This window comes from Pseudomonas mandelii, assembly GCF_900106065.1.
In the GTDB taxonomy this organism is placed as follows: domain Bacteria; phylum Pseudomonadota; class Gammaproteobacteria; order Pseudomonadales; family Pseudomonadaceae; genus Aquipseudomonas; species Aquipseudomonas mandelii.
This window is the reverse complement of sequence record NZ_LT629796.1, coordinates 2,779,790-2,800,337: the sequence shown is the minus strand read 5'-3', so window position 1 is coordinate 2,800,337 and position 20,548 is coordinate 2,779,790. Positions and strand designations below refer to the sequence as shown.

The 20,548-nt window shown below is 54.2% G+C and carries 22 protein-coding genes and 1 pseudogene; 12 read left to right on the top strand and 11 right to left on the bottom strand.

Annotated features, from left to right (window positions below; translation table 11 throughout):
• Positions 1-53 precede the first annotated feature (53 nt).
• Together BLU63_RS12745 and BLU63_RS12740 are read right to left on the bottom strand one after the other, a co-directional pair.
• Complete coding sequence (locus BLU63_RS12745) at positions 54-437, bottom strand: MAPEG family protein (protein WP_010466926.1); 384 nt, start codon at positions 435-437, stop codon at positions 54-56.
• Positions 438-477: 40 nt separating this feature from the next.
• On the bottom strand, positions 478-1,311 hold the full coding sequence (locus BLU63_RS12740; protein ID WP_010466925.1) for an EamA family transporter: 834 nt from the start codon (positions 1,309-1,311) through the stop codon (positions 478-480).
• A gap of 284 nt (positions 1,312-1,595) precedes the next feature.
• Here BLU63_RS12740 and BLU63_RS12735 point away from each other — a divergent pair, with 284 nt between their 5' ends.
• Together BLU63_RS12735 and BLU63_RS12730 are read left to right on the top strand one after the other, a co-directional pair.
• Complete coding sequence (locus BLU63_RS12735) at positions 1,596-2,765, top strand: MFS transporter (protein ID WP_083375588.1); 1,170 nt, start codon at positions 1,596-1,598, stop codon at positions 2,763-2,765.
• A 169-nt stretch (positions 2,766-2,934) separates the two neighbouring features.
• A pseudogene (locus BLU63_RS12730) lies at positions 2,935-3,795 on the top strand (cation:proton antiporter); the annotation flags it as partial.
• 477 nt (positions 3,796-4,272) lie between these two features.
• On the opposite strand, the gene BLU63_RS12725 reads toward BLU63_RS12730, so the two are convergent.
• The 3 genes from BLU63_RS12725 to BLU63_RS12710 all read right to left on the bottom strand — a co-directional run bounded on the left by BLU63_RS12725 (position 4,273) and on the right by BLU63_RS12710 (position 6,587).
• Positions 4,273-5,400, bottom strand: a complete 1,128-nt coding sequence (locus BLU63_RS12725) for a nucleotidyltransferase family protein (RefSeq protein WP_083375586.1) — start codon at positions 5,398-5,400, stop codon at positions 4,273-4,275.
• Positions 5,384-6,028, bottom strand: a complete 645-nt coding sequence (locus tag BLU63_RS12720; RefSeq protein WP_020309472.1) for a Cap15 family cyclic dinucleotide receptor domain-containing protein — start codon at positions 6,026-6,028, stop codon at positions 5,384-5,386. Before BLU63_RS12720 ends, BLU63_RS12725 begins: the two co-directional genes overlap by 17 nt.
• 304 nt (positions 6,029-6,332) lie before the next feature.
• The gene (locus tag BLU63_RS12710) at positions 6,333-6,587 is read right to left on the bottom strand and encodes a hypothetical protein (protein WP_025857575.1); all 255 of its coding nucleotides are present in this window, start codon (positions 6,585-6,587) and stop codon (positions 6,333-6,335) included.
• A 705-nt stretch (positions 6,588-7,292) separates the two neighbouring features.
• Here BLU63_RS12710 and BLU63_RS12705 point away from each other — a divergent pair.
• On the top strand, positions 7,293-8,114 hold the full coding sequence (locus BLU63_RS12705) for a hypothetical protein (protein WP_083375585.1): 822 nt from the start codon (positions 7,293-7,295) through the stop codon (positions 8,112-8,114).
• An 81-nt stretch (positions 8,115-8,195) separates the two neighbouring features.
• Here BLU63_RS12705 and BLU63_RS12700 read toward each other — a convergent pair whose 3' ends face one another.
• Both BLU63_RS12700 and BLU63_RS12695 read right to left on the bottom strand, forming a co-directional pair.
• On the bottom strand, positions 8,196-9,266 hold the full coding sequence (locus tag BLU63_RS12700) for a UvrD-helicase domain-containing protein (RefSeq protein WP_083375584.1): 1,071 nt from the start codon (positions 9,264-9,266) through the stop codon (positions 8,196-8,198).
• The gene (locus tag BLU63_RS12695; RefSeq protein WP_083375583.1) at positions 9,259-10,866 is read right to left on the bottom strand and encodes an ATP-dependent nuclease; all 1,608 of its coding nucleotides are present in this window, start codon (positions 10,864-10,866) and stop codon (positions 9,259-9,261) included. Before BLU63_RS12695 ends, BLU63_RS12700 begins: the two co-directional genes overlap by 8 nt.
• A gap of 203 nt (positions 10,867-11,069) precedes the next feature.
• Here BLU63_RS12695 and BLU63_RS12690 point away from each other — a divergent pair, with 203 nt between their 5' ends.
• Positions 11,070-12,002, top strand: coding sequence for a hypothetical protein (locus tag BLU63_RS12690; RefSeq protein ID WP_083375582.1), 933 nt, complete (start codon positions 11,070-11,072; stop codon positions 12,000-12,002).
• Between the two features lie 514 nt (positions 12,003-12,516).
• Here the strand turns inward: BLU63_RS12690 and BLU63_RS12685 are convergent.
• Together BLU63_RS12685 and arsN2 are read right to left on the bottom strand one after the other, a co-directional pair.
• Entirely contained in the window at positions 12,517-12,885 is a 369-nt protein-coding gene (locus BLU63_RS12685) for a hypothetical protein (RefSeq protein ID WP_083375581.1), read from the bottom strand.
• Positions 12,886-12,957: 72 nt separating this feature from the next.
• The gene (arsN2, locus tag BLU63_RS12680; RefSeq protein WP_231990958.1) at positions 12,958-13,410 is read right to left on the bottom strand and encodes an arsenic resistance N-acetyltransferase ArsN2; all 453 of its coding nucleotides are present in this window, start codon (positions 13,408-13,410) and stop codon (positions 12,958-12,960) included.
• Between the two features lie 141 nt (positions 13,411-13,551).
• Here arsN2 and BLU63_RS12675 point away from each other — a divergent pair, with 141 nt between their 5' ends.
• Genes BLU63_RS12675 through BLU63_RS12640 form a run of 8 tightly spaced genes read left to right on the top strand, consistent with a single transcriptional unit; the run spans position 13,552 to position 19,624 of the window.
• Complete coding sequence (locus tag BLU63_RS12675) at positions 13,552-13,974, top strand: arsenate reductase ArsC (RefSeq protein WP_083375579.1); 423 nt, start codon at positions 13,552-13,554, stop codon at positions 13,972-13,974.
• Entirely contained in the window at positions 13,971-14,327 is a 357-nt protein-coding gene (locus BLU63_RS12670) for a metalloregulator ArsR/SmtB family transcription factor (RefSeq protein ID WP_032894886.1), read from the top strand. Before BLU63_RS12675 ends, BLU63_RS12670 begins: the two co-directional genes overlap by 4 nt.
• 24 nt (positions 14,328-14,351) lie before the next feature.
• Entirely contained in the window at positions 14,352-15,635 is a 1,284-nt protein-coding gene (locus tag BLU63_RS12665; protein WP_083375578.1) for an arsenic transporter, read from the top strand.
• Positions 15,636-15,651: 16 nt separating this feature from the next.
• A complete protein-coding gene (locus BLU63_RS12660; protein ID WP_003395039.1) occupies positions 15,652-16,122 on the top strand; it encodes an arsenate reductase ArsC in 471 nt (156 codons plus the stop codon).
• Between the two features lie 47 nt (positions 16,123-16,169).
• Positions 16,170-16,883, top strand: coding sequence for an arsenical resistance protein ArsH (gene arsH / locus BLU63_RS12655; protein WP_083375577.1), 714 nt, complete (start codon positions 16,170-16,172; stop codon positions 16,881-16,883).
• Between the two features lie 20 nt (positions 16,884-16,903).
• Positions 16,904-17,326 carry an arsenate reductase (glutaredoxin) gene (gene arsC / locus BLU63_RS12650; protein ID WP_083375576.1) on the top strand — a complete coding sequence of 141 codons (423 nt, stop codon included), beginning with the start codon at positions 16,904-16,906 and terminating at the stop codon, positions 17,324-17,326.
• A 37-nt stretch (positions 17,327-17,363) separates the two neighbouring features.
• Positions 17,364-18,437, top strand: coding sequence for an ArsO family NAD(P)H-dependent flavin-containing monooxygenase (locus BLU63_RS12645; RefSeq protein ID WP_083375575.1), 1,074 nt, complete (start codon positions 17,364-17,366; stop codon positions 18,435-18,437).
• Complete coding sequence (locus BLU63_RS12640) at positions 18,437-19,624, top strand: MFS transporter (protein WP_231990957.1); 1,188 nt, start codon at positions 18,437-18,439, stop codon at positions 19,622-19,624. Before BLU63_RS12645 ends, BLU63_RS12640 begins: the two co-directional genes overlap by 1 nt.
• Here the strand turns inward: BLU63_RS12640 and BLU63_RS12635 are convergent.
• Both BLU63_RS12635 and BLU63_RS12630 read right to left on the bottom strand, forming a co-directional pair.
• Positions 19,605-20,162, bottom strand: a complete 558-nt coding sequence (locus BLU63_RS12635; RefSeq protein ID WP_083375574.1) for an arsinothricin resistance N-acetyltransferase ArsN1 family B — start codon at positions 20,160-20,162, stop codon at positions 19,605-19,607. The genes BLU63_RS12640 and BLU63_RS12635 overlap by 20 nt on opposite strands.
• Positions 20,163-20,182: 20 nt before the next feature.
• On the bottom strand, positions 20,183-20,509 hold the full coding sequence (locus BLU63_RS12630; RefSeq protein ID WP_174604241.1) for a DMT family transporter: 327 nt from the start codon (positions 20,507-20,509) through the stop codon (positions 20,183-20,185).
• Positions 20,510-20,548: the final 39 nt, after the last annotated feature.

The window sequence follows — 20,548 nt, the reverse complement described above, 5'->3', positions numbered from 1 at the left end:
ACTGTGGAAGCGAGCCTGCTCGCGATGAGGTCAGACAAATCACCGCAATACTTTCAGACCGACACCACAAAGAAACTGGCAATCAACCCCATCCCCACAAACCACACCAGCGACCGCAATATCGCCCAGTCCGCCAGGTAGCAAATGATGTACAGCAGCCGACTGGTGATAAACAGCACCGCCAGCACGTTGACCGTCACCAACTGCGCCGTGCCCACCAGATGCGCAACAATCACCGCGATCGCAAACGCCGGGGTCACTTCAAAGCTGTTCAGTTGCGCCGCATGCGCGCGCCTGCCCAGACCATTGAGCGACTCGAGAAAGTCCCGGGGGTCATGGTTGTCTTGCAGCCTGAACCTGCCACTGACCTTGGCGATGACCGTGCAGAGATAGGGCAGGAAAATCGCGATCAAAACGCACCACAGAGCAACCGTCATAAAGCAGTCCTTTCTTCAGTTTTGGAATGTTGAGTGCCCGTTAGAACTTCATGACCAAAATACCGATCAGTACGAGCCCACAGGCTAAGAGCCTTGGCCTGCCGAAAGGTTCTTTCAGGTAACGCATGCCGAACAGCACCACCAGAATCACGCTGATCTCGCGCAACGCCGCCGCTTCGGCAATCGACCCCAGCTGCATTGCCCACAGCACCAAAGCGTAGCTGAACAACACGCAGAACCCGACCGCCAGCCCCAGTCGCCACTGTTCACGCCAGAACAGCATGAACGCCGTGCGCTTGCTTACCAGCGCCAGCAACGGGAACGGCCAAGCGCTGAGCAACGTGACCCAGACCAGATAGTCCAGAGGGTGCGACCAGCGCCGTAACGCCTGGCCATCGATGAAGGTGTAGCAGCCGATGCACAGGCCGATCAGTGCCACCACCGGCAACATCGACCACGGCAGACGCGCACCACCGCCGCCCTGCCAGAGCAGGCACAGCATGCCAAACGGAATCAACAGGATTCCGAAGATCTGCTGATTCGTCAGCACTTCGCCAGCGAAGATCAGCGTCAGTGCCAGCACCACCAGCGGCGACAGCCCACGCATCAACGGATAGACCAACCCGAGGTCGCCGACCCGATACGCCTGGATCAGCAGATAGCGATAGAGCAGTTCGAACGCCGCCGACGCCAGAATCCATGGCCAGATTTCAATCGGTGGCAGCGCCACGAACGGCAGCATCAGGGCGACAAACAGCATCGCGACGCTATCCATGCAGGCCACCACCAGCAGCCGTTCGGCGCTGAATTTGATCAGGGTATTCCACGCCGCGTGCAACAGCGCCGCCACCAACACCAAAGCCGTCGCAAGCACGGCACGCTCCTTTTATTGACCACCGCGCCCCTGTCGGAGCCAGGCTTGCCGGCGAAGGCAATCTCAAGGACGCCTTCGCCGGCAAGCCTGGCTCCTACAGGACACGCGTGGATAATTGATTCGCCATATGTCAGCAGCTGTTTATACTGCAAGCGACCACGCCGCACTCAGTTGCGCACAGACTAATTCCAATAATTTCTGCCCCTGCCCGCGCTCATCGAGAACGGTCATCGGCATGCGTATGCCTGATCAAAGCGTCAAGACTACCGACAGAGACCTTGCGCATGCCACTCGCCTTGCTCGCCCTCGCTGTTGCCGCGTTCGGCATCGGCACCACTGAATTCGTCATCATGGGTTTGCTGCCCGACGTCGCCCGCGACCTCGCCGTGAGCATTCCCCACGCCGGCCTGCTGATCACCGGCTACGCCCTGGGCGTGGTGTTCGGCGCGCCGATTCTTGCGATCGGCACCGCCAACATGCCGCGCAAAGCCACGCTGCTGGGCATGACGCTGATGTTCATCCTCGGCAACGTGCTGTGCGCATTGGCACCGAACTATGCCACGTTGATGGCCGCGCGAGTGGTCACCGCGCTGTGCCACGGTGCGTTCTTCGGCATTGGCTCGGTAGTCGCGGCGGGCCTGGTTGCACCGAACAAAAGGGCGCAGGCCATTGCCATGATGTTCACCGGCCTGACGCTGGCCAACGTGCTCGGCGTGCCGTTGGGCACCGCGCTCGGGCAATACGCCGGTTGGCGTTCGACGTTCTGGGCGGTCTCGGTGATCGGGGTGATTGCAGCGCTCGCGCAGTGGCTCTGGCTGCCGAAGGACATCGCGATGGACAAAGCCAACCTCGCCAGCGAGTTCAAAGTGCTGGGCAAGGTCAATGTGTTGTTGGCATTGGGCATGAGCGTGCTGGCGTCGACCAGTCTGTTCAGCGTGTTCACCTACATCGCGCCGATTCTGCAGGACATCACCGGTGTCAGCCCCCATGGCGTGACAATCATGCTGTTGTTGTTTGGCGTCGGCCTGACGGCGGGCAGCATGCTGGGTGGTCGCCTGGCGGACAGCCGATTGCTGCCTTCATTGGTGGGCATGGCGCTGGCCGTGGCAGTGATATTGGCGGCCTTTAGCCAGACCAGTCACTCGGTGATTCCGGCGGCGATCACACTGGTGCTGTGGGGGACTTTCGCGTTTGCCCTGTGCCCGATTCTGCAACTGCTGATCATCGATCAGGCGCACGAAGCGCCGAACCTTGGCTCGACGCTGAACCAGAGCGCCTTCAATCTTGGCAACGCAGCAGGTGCGTGGATCGGCGGGCTGGTGGTTGCCAGCGGTGCGGACCTGGCGGATCTGCCGTGGACCGGTGCGCTGGTCAGTGGCCTGACGGTGCTGACCGCGCTGTTCTACATCTATCTGCAACGCCGCGGTGCGACTGCGGTCAATGTGTCCGGCTGAATCATTGCGTCGCTGCTGACACCGCTATCGCGAGCAGGCTCGCTCCCACAGTGGATCTCCAGTGCACACAGATTCTGTGTACGACCGAATTCCATGTGGGAGCGAGCCTGCTCGCGAAGAAACTGACTCGGTGCAACTGCCTTAACCCCCCCCCATCCAAGGACCCCGGATGCTCGAACTTGTCGCTGCCTTTATCTGCCTGACCACACTCCTCACCTACGTGAATTTCCGCTTCATCGGCCTGCCTCCGACCATCGGGGTCATGGTCACCGCGCTGATGTTTTCCCTGCTGCTGCAAGGCCTGAGCTTGCTCGGCTACCCCGGCCTCGAAGAGCGCATTCAGCAACTGATCAGCCAGATCGACTTTGGCGATCTGCTGATGAACTGGATGCTTTCCTTCCTGCTGTTCGCCGGCGCCCTGCACGTCAACCTCAATGACCTGCGCAGCTACCGCTGGCCCATCGGGCTGCTGGCGACCTTCGGCGTATTGATCGCCACGGCGGTGATCGGCAGCCTCGCCTATTACATTTTTGCCCTGTTCGGCTGGCACGTGAGCTTCCTTTATTGCCTGCTGTTCGGTGCGCTGATTTCCCCCACCGACCCGATCGCGGTCCTCGGCGTGCTACGGACTGCCAATGCGTCCAAGCCTCTGAAAACCACCATCGTCGGCGAGTCGCTGTTCAACGACGGCACGGCCGTGGTGGTGTTCACCGTGTTGCTGGGCATTGCGCAACTCGGCGAGACCCCGACCGTCGGCGCCACAGCGATGCTGTTCGCCCATGAGGCGATTGGCGGCGTGCTGTTCGGTGGGCTGATCGGTTATCTGGTGTACCTGATGATCAAGAGCATCGAGCAGCATCAGATCGAGGTCATGCTGACCCTGGCGCTGGTGATCGGCGGCTCGGCCATGGCGTCGGAGCTGCATGTGTCCGCCCCCATCGCGATGGTCGTCGCGGGTCTGATCATCGGTAACCTGGGCCGCAACCTGGCGATGAACGACATGACGCGCAAGTACCTGGATGGCTTCTGGGTTTTCCCAAAGGCGCCAAAAAGGCCTGCATCTTTGTCACATTGAAGGGGGCTAAGCAGCGCCACTGAAAGCTGAGATACGCCTCTGTTCCTGCCGAGCTATCTATTCTGATCGCTCCCCTTTATCAGAATCCACATCATCAAGACATCAAGTTGTGTGCATACCACCCGCGTCTAGGAGTCAAAACGCTCACCTGTCAGCCTTCCATCGAGCAAGTAATCCTGGTTAGGGTATACGGCAGCCAATTGCCCCCTACCTATATGTTTATATTCATACTCAAGGTGCGAGTCTCAACTTCAGTCAATAGTAAGATTGAAGCTCCTTCACTACTGAAATCTGTGAACGGCGAAAGTGGGACATGTAGTATTCCAGCGAGTGTTGGCACCTTCCGTAGAAAGGCCTAACACCGTCAAAAGCGGTGCTAAAAACTCCTCAAGCAGGTTTAAAGCGTTTTCTAAAATTATCCAATGACTGCCTTTAGAAAATCACCGCGTTGGTCACAGCTACCCTGCTGGCATCCAGCATAGGCTTCTCGGATAAGCTCAGCAGGAAGCTTTGCTCTTTAGCGACCTCCCGAAGGAGGCTGTCCATGGCCACGGAGAGATGCAGCAAGCCGTTAAACTTGTCTTCCGTGTTAAATATAAAGCGAGATCCATCTGGCACTATCAGTCGCCTCGCTTCTTCCTTGTTGTTCCATAAGTAATCCAGATATCTTTGGGTCTCGGCCAATATCGCTAATTCGTAGTAGGCACCAGCGGAGAGGCTATGCATGTTGGCATGGTACATTATTGAGGCAATATCAAAGCTTGAGATTGTTACAGGTTTTCCCTCTGCCTCGAGCTCTGCCTTTATGTTTTTACATAACCTTATTGATTTGCGGAGTCCACCACCCGTGGTTTCACATCGTTCTCGTACCTTTTTGATGTGCAGGAAAGGCCAGTTTTCAATCGTGGTACTTTTATGCGAATCTAGGATAGTGACAGCGCGGTCATGTTTCTGACCAGAGGCTTGGTAAGTGATGGTGTCATGCCAGTGGGAGGGCACGACGTCTACTGGACGTGCTAATGACCCTCCTTGCAATTTGATGGCCTTAGAGCCAGAAGTGTCAATCGTCGCAGCGGGAAACGCATCACGAAGAGCTTTACTAATTTCGCCCCTGCGAGCGGTTAACACCCCAACTGAAGTGCGTGAGGTCGGTGAGCGGTACTGACCCGATGTACTCATGTACCCACGCGCATCATAGGTATGAAAGTCAGCTTCTATTGCTAAAAGATCAACATCACTGACCCCTCGAATATGGACATTCAGTGGTACTGATCCCTGTAGCTCAAATTCGAGATTACCGCTTGTCCTCTTCGACAACTGGTTGCTAACCCGTTCTGCGGTTTCGATGCTGATGCGGGTGTAGGTAGGATCTACCTCCTGCATCGCTCCTAAAGCAAAAGTTGTATTCGGCTTGTCTTTAACCCTATGTTCCCACGCTTCTTTTGTGAGGCTTCGGTTTACGATGAAATCCTTCGCATCCATTGCGATTACAGAGGATCTATCTAGCCCTGAGCGTCTAGAGCGTAGACGGTTAATTCGATCATTAATTGACGTGCTCATTCTTTCTCCTCAGCTCTATTCGCCCATAGGTGGGCCGACCGTAACCGTTAAAATAGTCACCCTGTGCGCTATCTAATAACTTGGTAAATAATAGATTTGCACTGCCAACGTGTCCTCGAAGCTCAGGCTCGCCGGGATTAGGATCATTCTGATAGTTATAAAGAAGGCGGTATCCGTCAGCCTCATCGTGAACCAAGGCCGCAGTGATACTGTTTGAGCCCGATTGGTGAGTCTTCAAGCGCACTCTGATCTTGTCCCAGGTTTGACAGATATATACATCTGCTTCCCAACTGCGAATCGGATTTCCTCCGATGTCCAGTGTCGTTCCAGTGCAGTGCCACTCTCCCGACAGGTCAGGGACTTTTAGATATTTGACTGCCCAACGCCATTTCCAAACCGTCTTATTGAATAAAGCGTATAGCAAGGCAAAGACTATACCTGCGCCAATTAGCGACAGGGCTGTCGGTGGAAGATTTACAGGCAGATTATACTTTTTAGCCAAATCTTCAGCTGATAGCAGCAAAAAAACCGCAATGCCGGAAATCGCGCTTGCTAGTAGTGTCAGATACCTGCCAATCAAAGCTCGATTAACCCCGCCCAATAGGCTGTATTCATGATCGTGAATCATCAAAAGCGACCTTCAATAGACTTAATGCCGGGAATCCAATCAACTTTAACGAGGGGCAGCAGCAAAGCTGCCCGCGCCCGATGAGACTTTAAAAACTACTGGGTATGACATACCGAGGAGCACGTCCGGCATCCGTTCGATTGCCGGTAGGTGTTGCGAGCCTGGCGAACAGCGGTCACACAGGTGGTGTGATAGCCAAGATCAAGGCGGTTATGGAGTGCCGGCAAATAGATGCACGTACTGGTATGCACCTCGTGGTCACCATTGGTCTGTGCATTGCGGTTCACGAAATACTGAGCCATTTTTACTCACCCCGCTCTTTGTTCGATTGGGCAAGTACCGAGGCCGCTAGGGTCTTGGTGGTGGCGTTGTACTTGTTGCTATCGAGGACATGACTGGCTTTAGTCTCCATATCGGCACCGGTTTGCTTGCCGGTCGAAGCTTGAGCCATGGCCGAACCTGCCAATTCCTTCTGGATGGCCGAGGAGCTATCACTACGCAGGATTTTGGAGGCCAAGCTGGCCACAGGAGACGATGTTTGTTTAGGATTTTTCGGCACGATTAGGTGCTCCTGTATCTAGAAAAAATCGAGTAGGCAGGAGCAACCCTTGAGCGGAAAGCCGAGCTGAATGGTTGACATCCAAAGTCGGTTTTTCTCTAATGCGCGTCCCACCAGTGTCCGCATTGGCTCAGGGATTGGCGGGTATGTGTGCTCGGCGTCCAAACTTCGCACGCATACCCGCTGTGTTCACTGAAACCTAAGCCTCTCGCCAAAAACACAACATGTAGTGCTGTTGTAGAGATGACCTACAAGATAATGGGGTCAAAATGACATTGCAAGGTAACAAGCCTGTGGATAACTTGTGCGCAAATCAGTGGTTGGATCCATTTCGCCCCTGTATGTATGCCCAGCCCTTCTAAATCGCGGGATACGACGTTTCTTCCTTGAAATATTTTGAAATACACTCCTTTCGCATGTCCTGTTTTCTATAGAACAGCCACCCTCAGCGTTTAAAAGTGACAATCCAGTGGCGTCATTTCTTCCTTAGCTCTGGTTTGGTTTTATCCGTCAGCGGGGTATTGCGGGGCTATTTCCTCTGACCTATGATCAGGCTAGGCGGTGATGGTCGCCTGGCGCCTGTTTCGCGAAGCAATAGCCCATCTGTGACACCCTTCAGTTTTACATCGGCATGTCCCTAACCAGACGCTGCCCGGTGAACAGGCAATCGGACACCTAAGCGTCGTTGATTTAGGAACCTTTGCCATGTCTGATTTTTCTCCGCTAAACATCTTCAAATCCCAAGCTAAACAGCTTGCTCGTGATAAGGGCCTGAAGCTTTCTGTCGCTCAAGAAGTCCTGGTGCAAAAAGCGGGCTTCGCTGATTACCATGAGTTTTCTGTAGTCGCCCAACGGAACCCAAAGGATCCGCGCCTGATGGTGGCTGTATTTGGGATCAAAGACTTTCCCCAAGCGATCAATGAGGATGATGTCTACGCCGACCTGGATTTAGAGTTGGAGGATCAGCTCTCCGGCGCGATTGCGGATACTAATGCGAGTGGATTCACTATTGATGCTCTTGAAGTGGAAACCGCTGACTACAGCGACGCAACTGGGAAGCTTACTTTGGAAGTTTCCCTGACCTACCAGGGGCAGCAAGATCAGGAGAGGATGTATCACGGTGCAGCGTTCTATCTCAAAGCCTCGGTCGAATTGCTACGCCGTGATGGTATATGGCTACTTGCTGACGAAGGCGTGGTCATCTCCAGCAGTGAGTCTGATGCTGATCGCGACCGTAGATCTGAATGGGAGCACTGGGCCCAAGTCGAAGAAGCTGAACGCGGCAACCGCAAAACCATGGCCCAGGCCCTGGCGAATGAGCTGGAGATTTCTCTCGACGACGCGGAGCTTCTGGCCGATTCGGAGGTCACGGCCAACGAATCGGATGAGGGCCTCGTATACAGTCACTGGATCAATTTTGAACCCGTAGCCGAGGGTGAGTTAAGAGCAGACCTGATCGCGCGATTCGGCTCTTTAGAGTACGAGTTGCACGCGAATTTCTTCGACGACATTCTGCCGGACGTCTAACACTGACATGGTGGTGGCCAGCCTACACGCTGGCCATTCAAAGCGGACTCTGATACAGCCAGCTAAGGCTCTCCACCGAAATTATGGATGCCAATAAGGCAGCGTCGAGTCACCGGGCTGATCAACGATAATTGCCACACTTTGCTTGGCCCTCGTTACTGCGACGTAGAAAGATGCCGCAGATGTTGCTTCCAAATGAATTCCTTTTTTTAGGAAGCTTTCTATATTCACCGTAGGCACGATGAGAACACGCTCATAGGTCGCACCTTTCGACACCTTAAAATTTAGGAAATCCAGTGAGTATTCCTTACCGGAGCTGATGGAGTGCCTCAGAGATTGGGGTTGAAACCTTGCAACGTAATCGTCGACATGTTTCCTGCTGACGAGGAAAACACCATCATGTCCCGTGCAGGCAGTGTTCTCAGAGGTGGTTTCCGGAAACCCCCACGAGGCATCAAATATTGAGTCTGAGAAAGTTGCGATTTCAGCTCTGCATCTGTGCGTGACCGACGAGTAGTTGATGCACAATAAACCTTTAGTTTCGCGATCCCGGAACCATTCAATTGCGGCTGCGTAGGCATATTTTTTATTCTTTTGACCGCGAGGGTTGGTGGACAAAACAGACTGCCGGACGTCACCTACCATTCGAACGTCGATTTTGGACAAAAGTAGCTGGTGAACTATTTCCCAGTCGTAGCCACTTAGATCCTGCACCTCATCAAAGAGAATCTCGTCATAGAGACACTCGAGTCGGTGCATGAGCAAACCACCACTGGACTGCATTACTTCGAAAGCAAGCCTTCCCAACTCTGAGGCATAGACCTCGTTTTTTCGATTCATATACCTGGCCTTGCCGACCGCTTTGAAGTAGGGCCTTCCTTCAAAGTCGAAACCGCCAACCCTTTCGCTAGGTAAAATGAATGGTAGGAAAGGCTTGGCGAAATGGCGAAGTAGGAATGTGTACCATCCCATCACCTCTAAGTTTTGCAAGTCGCCGGCTTGGGAGGCGAGTCGGTGGCGAAGCTCCAGCTGGTTGGTTTGCGTGAAAGTGACGACTAACACTCGACGGTCAATTGGCAGAGATTTGCAGTGTTCCACCAGCCCCTGAGTTTTCCTTCCTCCGGCAACGGCTAAGGTCAGATGGTTAGCCATGGATAAACTTCGCTGCGGCTTCCATATACGCTGGAGGGATCAGTGCATCAGTGGACTCAGCGATTCTCAAAGCCCCCTCGGTCTTCTCTCGTATCATCCAAGTCTCAAGGTCGGCTGCAACAGTAATACCCAGAATCGTTCGCAACCCTTTTTCACCATTATGATGAATCAGCTGAGGCTCGAGCGTCTTACCGTCACTAACGTCGCCGATAAATAACTCTCGCCGAGCGCCATCGAGCCATTTCTCCACTGGCTCTCTCAGCTTAACTGGCTCTACTCCGTCGTTGTCGCGCATCACAGCGACCTGTTTGTTGATAGCGGCACAAAGCTCCAAACATCGAGCCAGTGCGAGTCCTCGCATGCTGATGACGTCAATGCCAGACGCCATTGGTGTAAGCCGATATTTATCCTTAAAAACTCGCTCGAAAATGATCTCGTCGGACGGCCCCTCTACCAACACAACTTTCTTGGCTAGAACCATCCTTAGCGTGTCGTAACCTGGTAATCGCTGAAAGTACCTAACGGTGTCAGGCGTCAGTTCAGTTATTTTGGAGGCCGTGTTGCGGTTCAAAAGAAGCAACGAATTAAGCCCAAGCCTGTTCAGCACATAGGTACTATGAGTTGAGATGAAAAGCTGTTGCTGATCTGTTGCCAATGCCTCAATGCGAGACAACAGCGTAGCTAGGCTTGTATGAGAAAGGTGATTTTCCGGCTCCTCAATCATTACTATGCTTGCCTTCGCTGAGTGGCGTTTCATCGCAAGCGATATTTTGATTGCTGCTTGCTGACCCTGCCCCGCCATCGAAAATGGGACATCATCTACATGGGGGGTCACGGAGCCTTCCCACGACGATCTGGAGCTTTGATCCATGGCGAGCGCCATAGGCTCATTCTCAAGAGAGGCCTCAAGCAATGCGAGGCGCGTGTTGACGTCTGAAAGAGCGCTTTCGGTCATGGATGCTTTGACCTCACGGTAGCTCAGCGAAATTGACGCCTTTTCGCTTGGTTCCAGATGATCACTGAGGATCTGGCGCAGATGGTAGTCAACTCCGCTGGTGGATCTCACTGTGCGGGAGTCAATGACAGCGACTGAGAGGGCTCGGGGACGTCTGGTAAGCTCTTGGTCAGCGAAGCTCCGCCACTCATAGGTGTAATATTCGACGGGCAGCAGCGCAGTCGGCGACTTGAGCCACTCGTCGAGCATGTCTCGATACTCTTCGTTTGGGAAGATTCTCAGGGAGACGCCGGGACAGGCGTTAGTCGGAACATCGGTGTTGATTGCCCCGCAGAGCCCTTGCAGATCGTCTCGCTTATCCAAATAGAGCTCGATCAAAATTTCAGGGAGGGCGACTTTCTTTCCTGCCTTCCTCAGAGCCACGAATTCTTCGACCATGTCGGTGTTGAACCAGTAAGGGTTCAACTCTTCTAGCACGCCTCGTCCGCCGATCCGCCCGTTGAGCGCTAGGGCGATAGCTTCTATCAGCGTTGATTTTCCCGCGTCATTACCGCCGACGAGGATGTTGAGTCGAGCGTTAGGTCTTAGGGTGAAGTCTCGATAGATGCGGTAACCACGAATCTTGATCTGGGTTATCAAGGCCATCATCCTTTAGGCAGTGGTGTCGACGACGCTCGGAAGCGAGAGGGAAAGATCGAGCAAGCTCCGAGTAGACACCATGGATGCACCGGACTCAAGTGCCCGACAGTATGGGCAGAAAAAGAACCGAAGCCCTTAATCCTCAGGACTGCGGTTGCAGCGAAAACGAGTTTGCGTAGACTAGATTTATCTATAGGAAAGGAGTTCGTATGGGCATCAAGATGGGCAGTGCTCTGGATCGCACAGGCAGTGAGTGGCAAGCCGATACGTATCAAAAAGGTATGGGAGCAGAGCCGCTCAAATGTCGGTTTTGCAGTATCGGTGTTACCCACAATCCGTCTTACACAAGAGAGCTACACGACAAGTCGGTGTTTGTCTCTGCGTACTTCAGGCTTCTGCCTGGTGGCGAGCATGCAGCCAACTGCAAATACGGAGTGCAGGAGGAAATCTCGGAAATTGCCAAAGAGTCGCAAGGCCTTCTCGAGAGTGTCAAAGGTAATCAGTACCGCATGCGTCTGGTAATGATCAAAGAGGCCCTGGAGGGTGGCGCAGCACCTACAAACCAAAGTGGCGAGGGCTCCAACGCCAGATCCAGCAAAACCTATGTATCTACTCCTGGCAAACTGCCTGCATATATCAACTCTGCCAAGCGAGCCCTCAAACTACGAGCACTGTGCGCCAGTGATAGCGACGTTGAGCAGCACTTAGAACTCGTGTTTGAAGGCAATACGGTTGTCAATTGGCGCCAGTTCTATTTCGAAACGGAACGGCACATGGAGGCGTTCCATGCCGTATCCCAAAACACCACCCAGCATCCCATTGCCATCCATGGGTACGTCAAAAGTGTTCGGCGCTGTGTGGGCGACGATAAAAACAAGAATGTCTTGAATCTCAGGATGAACAAGTACCGTGCGGACTCCGAAAAGCCCGACAACGGCGTAGGCCTCGAGGTCAGTATTTGGTCTCGTCAGACAGCATGGTTCAAAGGGATAGAGCATGACGATGAGGTCGTTGTGCTGGGAATGTGGAAGGCTTCAACCACGCCTCCTACGACCGCGCCAAATGAAGGACGCTACAAGACTTTTACCAAGAATAGACTCAGCTTAAGCCTTGTCTTGATGGCACAGATAACCAAGGTCTGAGCGCTCCACTGCCCGCCAAGCGATGAGTTTTAGCATCGCTCATTCGACGGCAGCAATTTTGAACACAACCTCTTCTCTCGCCGTGCTCGTGGTCTACGCTCAGCAACGGCGCTGTGGATTTTCGAGATGCCTGCGACACAAGAAATGTTCATGGTTGAGCCATCGTTCACCGTGTGGGTAACCAAGGAGACAGTATGACCGATAGACGACCTTTGAATCCAAACGTAACAGTTCCGAAGCCGGGAGGTGGCGTCCAGCCTCGCTCTCGGAATCAAGATGGCCAAGTCCGCGATAAGCGTGATGACGCGGGAAAGCCTAGGAAGAAATAGTCAACCGCGATGAATCGCAGGTTACTCGCGAAAGGGAGTGACCTGTCTCAACGCGCTAGGTGATCGACTCATACCTGAATCCATCGGCAAATGAGGCTTCTCCTGGTTTATCGATTACCTCCTCTGACTTGCGCGCTCCATCCAACTGACTGAGATCATTAGATGGCCTATTGCAGGTGGCAGTCTCAGTTCGTCGCAGTGGTAGTGCCTGGAGCGGGGCCTTCGCTGAACGTGTAGTTGATGACCACGTCATTTCGGATCAAGACGTCGAGGGTCTTCTGAGTGCCCGTAGTCGTCACCTTCATGGTGACCACGTAGCTTTGGGCATGCGCTGAGCCATTGGTGTAGGTGTAGATCCACTTCTCGTCAGTCTCGCTGACTGCGCTCTTGGCGTAGGGCTCACCAAACAGGGACTTCAACTCAGTAGTCGTCGTTTTGCCTTTGGTGATGCTCGCTACACTGGCCGACGGAAAGTCTCGCCCTGCGGTGTAGTGGGACGTGGCGCAACCGCCAAGTGCGACAAAGATCCCCATTACTGCGATGAGCTTTTTCATATCCATCCTTGATCGTAGAAAGTTCCAAATCTAGCTGGCATCGAGGCTAAAAGCCATCACCAAGGTGATCAGCTACTTTCGTGCATTCGCAGATAATGCCTTGCACATGTAGCAAGCCGAGCCAGGGCAAAGCCCCCTGAACTGCTCCGTCTGAGAAATCAGAGGTGGCGCTGAGCCTCGTTGATTTACTGCATAGCCCTGCTGCTCAAAAAATCCTGAAGCAGTTGTTGTCAGCAAATGAAATCGAGCGATTCCCTGCTCGGCGCCTATTGCTTCAATGACTCGAAGCACCTCAGCCCCAACCCCTTTCGATCTGTACGCCGGCTCTACGACCATGGAGCGCAGCAATCCATCTGTCCCATGCGTTTCAAACCCTCCCCATCCAACAGTCTCACCATTCCGTGAGAACTCAAAAAAGGTTCGGCCCGGAAGATCAATATCGTCTGCTGGAAGGTCAGCAAATTTCAGCGCATCGCGAAAGCGCTGCCTCTGTCCTCCGGCTATTTCCGTTGCCTGGATCATCATATCTCCCTCCATCCTCTCATCTCCGTTATGCCTACACGCATGGAACGTTAGGGCACATGCCGAAACAGCAGACATCATATTCGCTTTACCGAATATTCGCCAAAGCGTATATTCGATTTTCCATATATATCGAGTTCCACCATGAGCCCTGCTATCAAAGTGCTTTTCGTGTGCGTTGCCAACTCAGCCCGCTCCCTGCTTGCAGAGGCTTTGCTGCGGCACACCGACCCGCGCTTCGAGGCCTTCAGCGCAGGATCTGAACCGTCTGAGGTTGATCTGCGCACGACTCAAGCATTGGAGGCGGTTGGAGTCGATGCAACGGGCCTGCGCAGCAAGTCCATCAGCGAGTTTCAAGCTGATCGATTCGATTACGTAATCACTCTTTGTGATAAATCCGCAAGCGAGTGCCTACCAATGCCCAATGCAGGTGAAGTCATTGCCTGGGATTTTCCTGACCCAGTAACTAGCGATGATCCTGGCGCATTTCGCCACACGCTCCACGACATCCACGAGCGCATCAAGCTCTTCGTTTTGGTCAAGACCAAACACCTGGAGGATCTATGACAGAACCCTTGAACCCCACCACCTTATTCAAGTGCCTGGCGGATGACACCCGAGCAAAAATTTCGCTGCTTGTCGTGAGTGAAGGTGAGCTGTGTGTATGCGAGCTAACGGCAGCACTCGACCTGAGTCAGCCGAAGATTTCTCGTCATTTGGCGCTGCTGCGCTCTGCCGGTTTGTTGTTGGATCGTCGCCAAGGCCAATGGGTGTACTACCGACTGAATCCTGATTTGCCCGCGTGGGTGACTGCAGTTTTGAAGGAAGTGGTAGACGCCAATCAGCAATGGCTGGAAACCGAGGCTAAGCGCCTCTGCGGCATGAACGACCGTCCGATCAACCAAGCCGTGTGTAGCTGATTCACGCCCAACCGGATTAATGAAATGCTGATTGCCGTATTGATCTTTATCGCCACCATCGTCCTTGTCATCTGGCAGCCCAAGGGGCTTGGGGTTGGCTGGAGTGCGATGTTCGGTGCCATCGTGGCGTTGCTGGCAGGTGTCGTTACCCTTGCCGACATACCAGAGGTTTGGCGCATTGTCTGGAATGCCACTGGGACTTTCATCGCGGTCATCATCATTAGTCTGCTGCTTGATGAGGCAGGTTTTTTCAAGTGGGCTGCGCTGCATGTGGCCCGATGGGGAGGCGGGAGCACCCGCAAGCTGTTCGCATTTATCGTCCTGCTGGGCGCAGCGGTGTCGGCCCTGTTCGCCAATGACGGAGCAGCATTGATCCTCACACCCATTGTGATCGCGATGTTGTTGGCGTTGCGTTTTTCTCCTGCGGCTACTTTGGCATTCGTCATGGCAGCCGGTTTTATCGCCGATACGGCGAGCTTACCGCTGGTGGTTTCCAATCTGGTAAACATCGTTTCTGCCGACTACTTCGATATCGGCTTCAACGAATATGCTTCGATCATGGTGCCGGTAAACATCGTCAGCGTGGCGGCGACATTAGCCATGTTGCTGTGGTTTTTCCGCAAAGATCTACCAAAGACCTATGACCTCAACCAACTGGACAATCCGGACGAGGCGATCCACGACCGGGCCACTTTTGTAGCTGGTTGGTGGGTGCTGGCACTACTGCTGATCGGCTTCTTTGTCATTGAGCCATTGGGGGTGCCAATCAGCGCCATTGCAGCGGTCTGTGCATTCATTCTTTACGTCATCGCGGCTCGTGGTCACGCCATCAACACAAGCAAGGTGCTCAAAGAGGCGCCATGGCAGGTGGTGATTTTTTCTTTGGGTATGTACATGGTTGTTTATGGCCTGAAGAACGCCGGCCTGACCGACCACATCGCGCAGATCCTGAACGTGTTCGCCGGTTATGGCGTTTGGGGCGCGTCCCTTGGTACAGGGCTGCTGACAGCGTTGCTGTCTTCGATCATGAACAACATGCCCACCGTTCTTGTAGGCGCCTTATCCATTCATGCCGCCGAAGTCGATGGTGTTGTCCAGCAAGCGATGGTTTACGCCAACATCATCGGCTGCGACCTGGGCCCGAAGATCACCCCAATTGGGAGCTTGGCAACTCTGTTGTGGCTGCACGTGCTCGCCCGGAAAAATATAACGATCAGCTGGGGTTACTACTTCAAGACCGGGATCGTGCTGACCGTGCCCATCCTCGTCGCCACATTGTCCGCCCTGGCACTGCGCCTCAGTTTTTGAATCAAGGAATCGTCTGATGAAAGTCTTGTTCATGTGCACCCACAACAGCTGCCGCAGCATTCTGTCCGAGGCGCTTTTCAACCACTTGGCGCCCGAGGGTGTAGAAGCCGTCAGCTCAGGAAGCTTTCCCAGTGGCCGGGTGAATCAACGGGCATTGCAAACGCTGGAGGCGGCGGGTATCTCCACGGCGGGCTTGAGCAGCAAGGCTTCGGATGCTTTTGAAGGCTCACCTCCAGACATCGTGATCACTGTCTGTGACCGGGCAGCGGGTGAGGCATGCCCAATCTTCTTTGGGCCAGCTTTGAAGGCGCATTGGGGTCTGGCCGACCCGTCTGACGCTAGCGGTTCGGAAGCCGAGATCACCGCAGCTTTTGAAACCACACTCGCCAAAATTCACGAGCGCGTGAGCGCATTTCTTGCGCTGCCACTGAAGACCATCAGCGCTGAACAGTTGAAAGCTGAACTGAACCGCATCGGTTCGCTTTAAAGATCAACCGAGCCGGCACCCAAACAGGCGCCGCCGTAGGAGTTTATATGCAAGACACATTGCCGAACGTACACACCGACCTGATCGACATTCCGTCGCTCGAGCAACTGTCGCCTCGCACGCCTTCGCTCCATAAACCTCGCATTCTTCTGCTGTATGGATCAACGCGAGAGCGCTCATTCAGCCGGTTAGTCACGCAAGAGGCGGCACGCCTGCTGAATGAGTTTGGTGCTGAAACCAAGATCTTTGACCCATCGGGTCTGCCGCTTCCGGATGATGCTCCCGATACACATCCAAAGGTCGCTGAGCTGCGCGAGCTGATGCAATGGTCTGAGGGACAGGTGTGGTGCTCCCCTGAGCGTCACGGCTCCATGAGCGCAGTATTCAAAGCCCAAATTGACTGGGTTCCGCTGGCGATAGGTGCTGTACGACCTACGCAAGGGAAGACCCTTGCAGTGATGCAGGTCTGCGGTGGCTCGCAATCTTTCAACGTGGTTAATCAGCTGCGCGTACTGGGCCGATGGATGCGGATGTTCACCATCCCAAACCAATCTTCGGTTGCCAAGGCATTTACCGAGTTCGACGAGGCAGGTCGTATGAAGCCGTCCTCGTACTACGACCGTCTCGTGGACGTGATGGAAGAGCTGATGAAGTTCACCCTGTTGTTGCGGGATCGCCAGGATTATTTGGTTGATCGGTACTCCGAGCGTAAAGAGTCCGCCGAAGAGCTTTCCAAACGCGTCAACCAGCGCTCCATCTAACGTCAGTACGAGGAAGCGATATGAGCCAGATCACGATCTACCACAACCCCGAATGCGGCACTTCTCGCAACACCTTGGAGCTGATCCGTAATAGCGGGGAAGAACCGACGGTTATCGAGTACCTGAAGACCCCGCCTGATCGCACCACACTTGGCAGGCTCATCGGGGATATGGGTATCGGGGTGCGGGCTCTTTTGCGTATCAAAGGCACTCCGTACGAAGAGCTGGGATTGGGCGATGCATCGCTGACGGACGAACACCTCATCGATGCAATGATGGCTCACCCTATCCTGATCAATCGCCCCATCGTCGTGACGCCTTTGGGGACGCGTTTGTGTCGTCCGTCAGAAGCAGTTCTCGATTTGTTACCGCAAGAGCAGCGTGGCAGCTTCATCAAAGAAGACGGACAAGTCGTCATTGATGAGCACGGTCGCAGAGTCTGATACGACGACGGTGAGGTGCCGCGATTTAGCCTGGAGGATGCTGGTGAGTCAGAATTCGAAACTTGATGTTGTGGTCATTGGCGGTGGTCAATCAGCACTGACAGTCGCCTATTTTTTGAAGCGGTCAGGCTTGTCTTACGTGCTGCTCGATGCGGAGTCGGCACCAGGAGGAGCCTGGCGGCATGGCTGGGACTCGCTGCGACTCTTCTCTCCATCGGCATGGAGCTCGATTGCGGGCTGGCCGATGCCTGCCGCATCAGAAGAAACGCCTCACCGTGATGATGTTATCGACTATCTGACTCTGTACGAGCGTCGATACGACTTCCCCATCATCCGATCCACCAAGGTGACCCGTGTCGAAAAAATCGAAGAAGGGTTACGGGTTGTCTCCGGGGATAGATACTGGGATGCCAACGCGGTTATCAGTGCAACAGGCACCTGGAGCCGCCCATTTACCCCGAGCTATGCCGGACAGGAGTTGTTCGTAGGGGAGCAGCTTCATTCCGCTCATTACGTTGGGCCGAATGAGTTTGAGGGTAAAACCGTCCTTGTCGTGGGTGGTGGCAACTCGGGAGCACAGATTTACGCCGAGGTTTCTAAAGTGGCTCAGGCAACCTGGGTAACTCAAGAGGCCCCAAAGTTTCTACCTGATGAGGTTGATGGGCGCGTCCTGTTCGAACGAGCTACTGCTCGATTGAAGGCGCAACAGGAAGGTGTGGAGCCTGAACAACCTGCTGGGGGGCTGGGCGACATCGTAATGGTGCCATCGGTGAAGGACGCTCGTGAACGCGGTGTATTGAGCGCAGTACGGCCATTCACGCACTTCACTTCAACAGGCGTTGTTTGGTCATCAGGAGACGAAACAGCGGTGGATGTCGTCATCTGGTGCACTGGGTTTTCTCCAGCGCTCGACCACCTAAACAGCCTGGGCATTGTGGGCCAGGATGGCAAAGTGGCTGTGGACGAAAACCGGAGTGTTGCTTCACCCAATCTGTGGCTGGTGGGTTACGGCGATTGGACGGGGCTCGCTTCCGCGACATTGATCGGAGTAACCCGCACCGCTCGAGATGTAGTCAAGCAAGTGCAAAGCTATCTCGCTGAGTTTGACTGATGTCTACCGCAGCCCCGACGACAAGGCAGCATGCGACCCTGATTGGCTCAATGGGTTGTAACCAAATTCTTGCGTGGGGCTCCACGTTTTATCTGCCGGCAGTTCTAGCTGAACCCGTTTCGCGCTCACTAAATACATCCGTTCCCGCTGTAGTGGGCGCCTTATCGTGGTCTCTGCTTGTCGCTGGAATATGCGCGCCTGTAGTCGGCAGGACTATTGATAAGCATGGCGGAAAATGGGTGCTCGCCAGCAGTTCGCTTTTGCTGGCTCTTGGTTTAATCACCATGTCTTTCGCATCAGGGCTGTTCGTCTACTACATCGCATGGACAGTTTTGGGTTTGGGCATGGCCGTAGGCCTGTATGACGCTGGATTCGCGACACTGGGCCGACTGATGGGGGCAAGGGCGAGAGGCTCGATGACCGGACTGACACTCATAGCGGGCTTCGCAAGCACGGTCGCTTGGCCTTTCCTGGCGTCGATGGATGCGAGCCATGGATGGCAAACCACCTGCAGGGTGCTCGCTTTAATCCATCTTGCTGTAGGTTTGCCCCTTCACCTGCTAACGGTTCCATTGCCTACGCCGCGAGCAACTGAGTCCGCCAAGATCGCCAAAGCATCGTACGCGCCTGCTGATCCACGCTTAGCGTGGATCGCCTTGCTGTTCACATTACATGCGTTCGTGATGTCAGCTTTGGCGGTCAATCTAATAGCGCTCCTGCGTAGCCATGAAATTTCCGCCGCCATGGCAGTAACGCTCGGAGCACTGATGGGGCCGTCTCAAGTTGTCGCTCGACTTTTGGAATATGCGTTTGGCCGCAGCGCTCATCCGGTATGGATAGCAAGGCTAGGGATTCTGGCTTGCATCGTCGGACTGTTGGCCTTGGGGCCGGGGATGGTGATGCTGTCCCTTATCGCAGTGATTACCTTCGGCGGTGGAAATGGGATCATGACCATCGCCAGAGGAACAGTCCCACTTACACTGTTGGGCAGCACCAACCTGGGCATGCACCTTGGCCTGATCGCTCGCCCAGTGTTGGTTGCACAAGCGGTAGCGCCCATGGCATGCGCATACATCCTGGTGCAGCTTGGCCCAAACTGGCTAATTTGGATCATGGCCGGGATATTGGGCATCGGCGCTTTGGTCGCATTCACCAAACTACGAGCCTTCACCCCATCACTGGCTTGATTTCAACCTGGGGGAAGAGAATAGGTTCCAGTGGAGGGGTTGCCTGGCACAGCCCGAGCCGCCAATAGCCGACGTCGTGCCATTTCCCAAGCTTGAAGCCTACTTCTGGATACGTCCCTATATGGGTGAATCCTAGCGACTCGTGCAGGCCCACGCTGCCTTCATTGGGCTGCGCGATTCCAGCGTAAGCGGCGCGAAATCGCTGTTTCTCTAGTATTGGAAGTAGAGTCTCGTAGAGTTCGCGGCCAACACCCTGGCGGCGAGCTGATTCAGCTATGTACACCGTCACGTCAACAGCCCATCGGTAGGCTGCACGTGCGCGATGCTGGCTTGCGTATGCATATCCCTTGATCTCACCACTTTCTTCAGCCACAAGGTAGGGATATGTTTGAAGTGTCGTCGCTATCCGCTGAGCAATTTCATCAACGCTCGGCGGGATCTCTTCGAATGAGATAGCCGTGTTCGAAACTATAGGGGCATAAATGCGCTGGATGCCCTCTGCGTCTGCCACCATTGCCGTACGAACTTTCAAAGCCATAGGGTCATCCCTGATTCAATTTAGTGTTTCTCTGCGGAGAGAAATTTCAGCCCGACTATTCCGGCAAAAATCAGAAAAAAGCAGAAGATTCGCAGTGCACTACGATCCTCACCCAACATAAATATTCCATATACAGCCGTTCCTAACGCTCCGATGCCAACCCATACCGCGTAGGCCGTACCGACCGGAATAGTGCGAGTGGCTAGTGACAGAAGATACATGCTCAGGCAAATGAACACTGCGCAAAATACGCTTGGCCATAAGCGGGTAAAGCCATCGGTACGCGGCATAGCCGCAGCGTAAAAAATCTCACAGCCACCGGCTAGTAACAAAAAAATCCATCCCACAAATAACATCCTTACTGATAATTATGCATCCGGTTTGCA

Excerpts from the sequence above, each read along its gene's own strand:
- BLU63_RS12745 (WP_010466926.1), bottom strand. The coding sequence starts at position 437 with ATGACGGTTGCTCTGTGGTGCGTTTTGATCGCGATTTTCCTGCCCTAT.
- BLU63_RS12735 (WP_083375588.1), top strand. The coding sequence starts at position 1,596 with ATGCCACTCGCCTTGCTCGCCCTCGCTGTTGCCGCGTTCGGCATCGGC.
- BLU63_RS12725 (WP_083375586.1), bottom strand. The coding sequence starts at position 5,400 with ATGAGCACGTCAATTAATGATCGAATTAACCGTCTACGCTCTAGACGC.
- BLU63_RS12720 (WP_020309472.1), bottom strand. The coding sequence starts at position 6,028 with ATGATTCACGATCATGAATACAGCCTATTGGGCGGGGTTAATCGAGCT.
- BLU63_RS12705 (WP_083375585.1), top strand. The coding sequence starts at position 7,293 with ATGTCTGATTTTTCTCCGCTAAACATCTTCAAATCCCAAGCTAAACAG.
- BLU63_RS12700 (WP_083375584.1), bottom strand. The coding sequence starts at position 9,266 with ATGGCTAACCATCTGACCTTAGCCGTTGCCGGAGGAAGGAAAACTCAG.
- BLU63_RS12695 (WP_083375583.1), bottom strand. The coding sequence starts at position 10,866 with ATGGCCTTGATAACCCAGATCAAGATTCGTGGTTACCGCATCTATCGA.
- BLU63_RS12690 (WP_083375582.1), top strand. The coding sequence starts at position 11,070 with ATGGGCATCAAGATGGGCAGTGCTCTGGATCGCACAGGCAGTGAGTGG.
- BLU63_RS12685 (WP_083375581.1), bottom strand. The coding sequence starts at position 12,885 with ATGAAAAAGCTCATCGCAGTAATGGGGATCTTTGTCGCACTTGGCGGT.
- arsN2 (WP_231990958.1), bottom strand. The coding sequence starts at position 13,410 with ATGATGATCCAGGCAACGGAAATAGCCGGAGGACAGAGGCAGCGCTTT.
- BLU63_RS12675 (WP_083375579.1), top strand. The coding sequence starts at position 13,552 with ATGAGCCCTGCTATCAAAGTGCTTTTCGTGTGCGTTGCCAACTCAGCC.
- BLU63_RS12670 (WP_032894886.1), top strand. The coding sequence starts at position 13,971 with ATGACAGAACCCTTGAACCCCACCACCTTATTCAAGTGCCTGGCGGAT.
- BLU63_RS12665 (WP_083375578.1), top strand. The coding sequence starts at position 14,352 with ATGCTGATTGCCGTATTGATCTTTATCGCCACCATCGTCCTTGTCATC.
- BLU63_RS12660 (WP_003395039.1), top strand. The coding sequence starts at position 15,652 with ATGAAAGTCTTGTTCATGTGCACCCACAACAGCTGCCGCAGCATTCTG.
- arsH (WP_083375577.1), top strand. The coding sequence starts at position 16,170 with ATGCAAGACACATTGCCGAACGTACACACCGACCTGATCGACATTCCG.
- arsC (WP_083375576.1), top strand. The coding sequence starts at position 16,904 with ATGAGCCAGATCACGATCTACCACAACCCCGAATGCGGCACTTCTCGC.
- BLU63_RS12645 (WP_083375575.1), top strand. The coding sequence starts at position 17,364 with ATGCTGGTGAGTCAGAATTCGAAACTTGATGTTGTGGTCATTGGCGGT.
- BLU63_RS12640 (WP_231990957.1), top strand. The coding sequence starts at position 18,437 with ATGTCTACCGCAGCCCCGACGACAAGGCAGCATGCGACCCTGATTGGC.
- BLU63_RS12635 (WP_083375574.1), bottom strand. The coding sequence starts at position 20,162 with ATGGCTTTGAAAGTTCGTACGGCAATGGTGGCAGACGCAGAGGGCATC.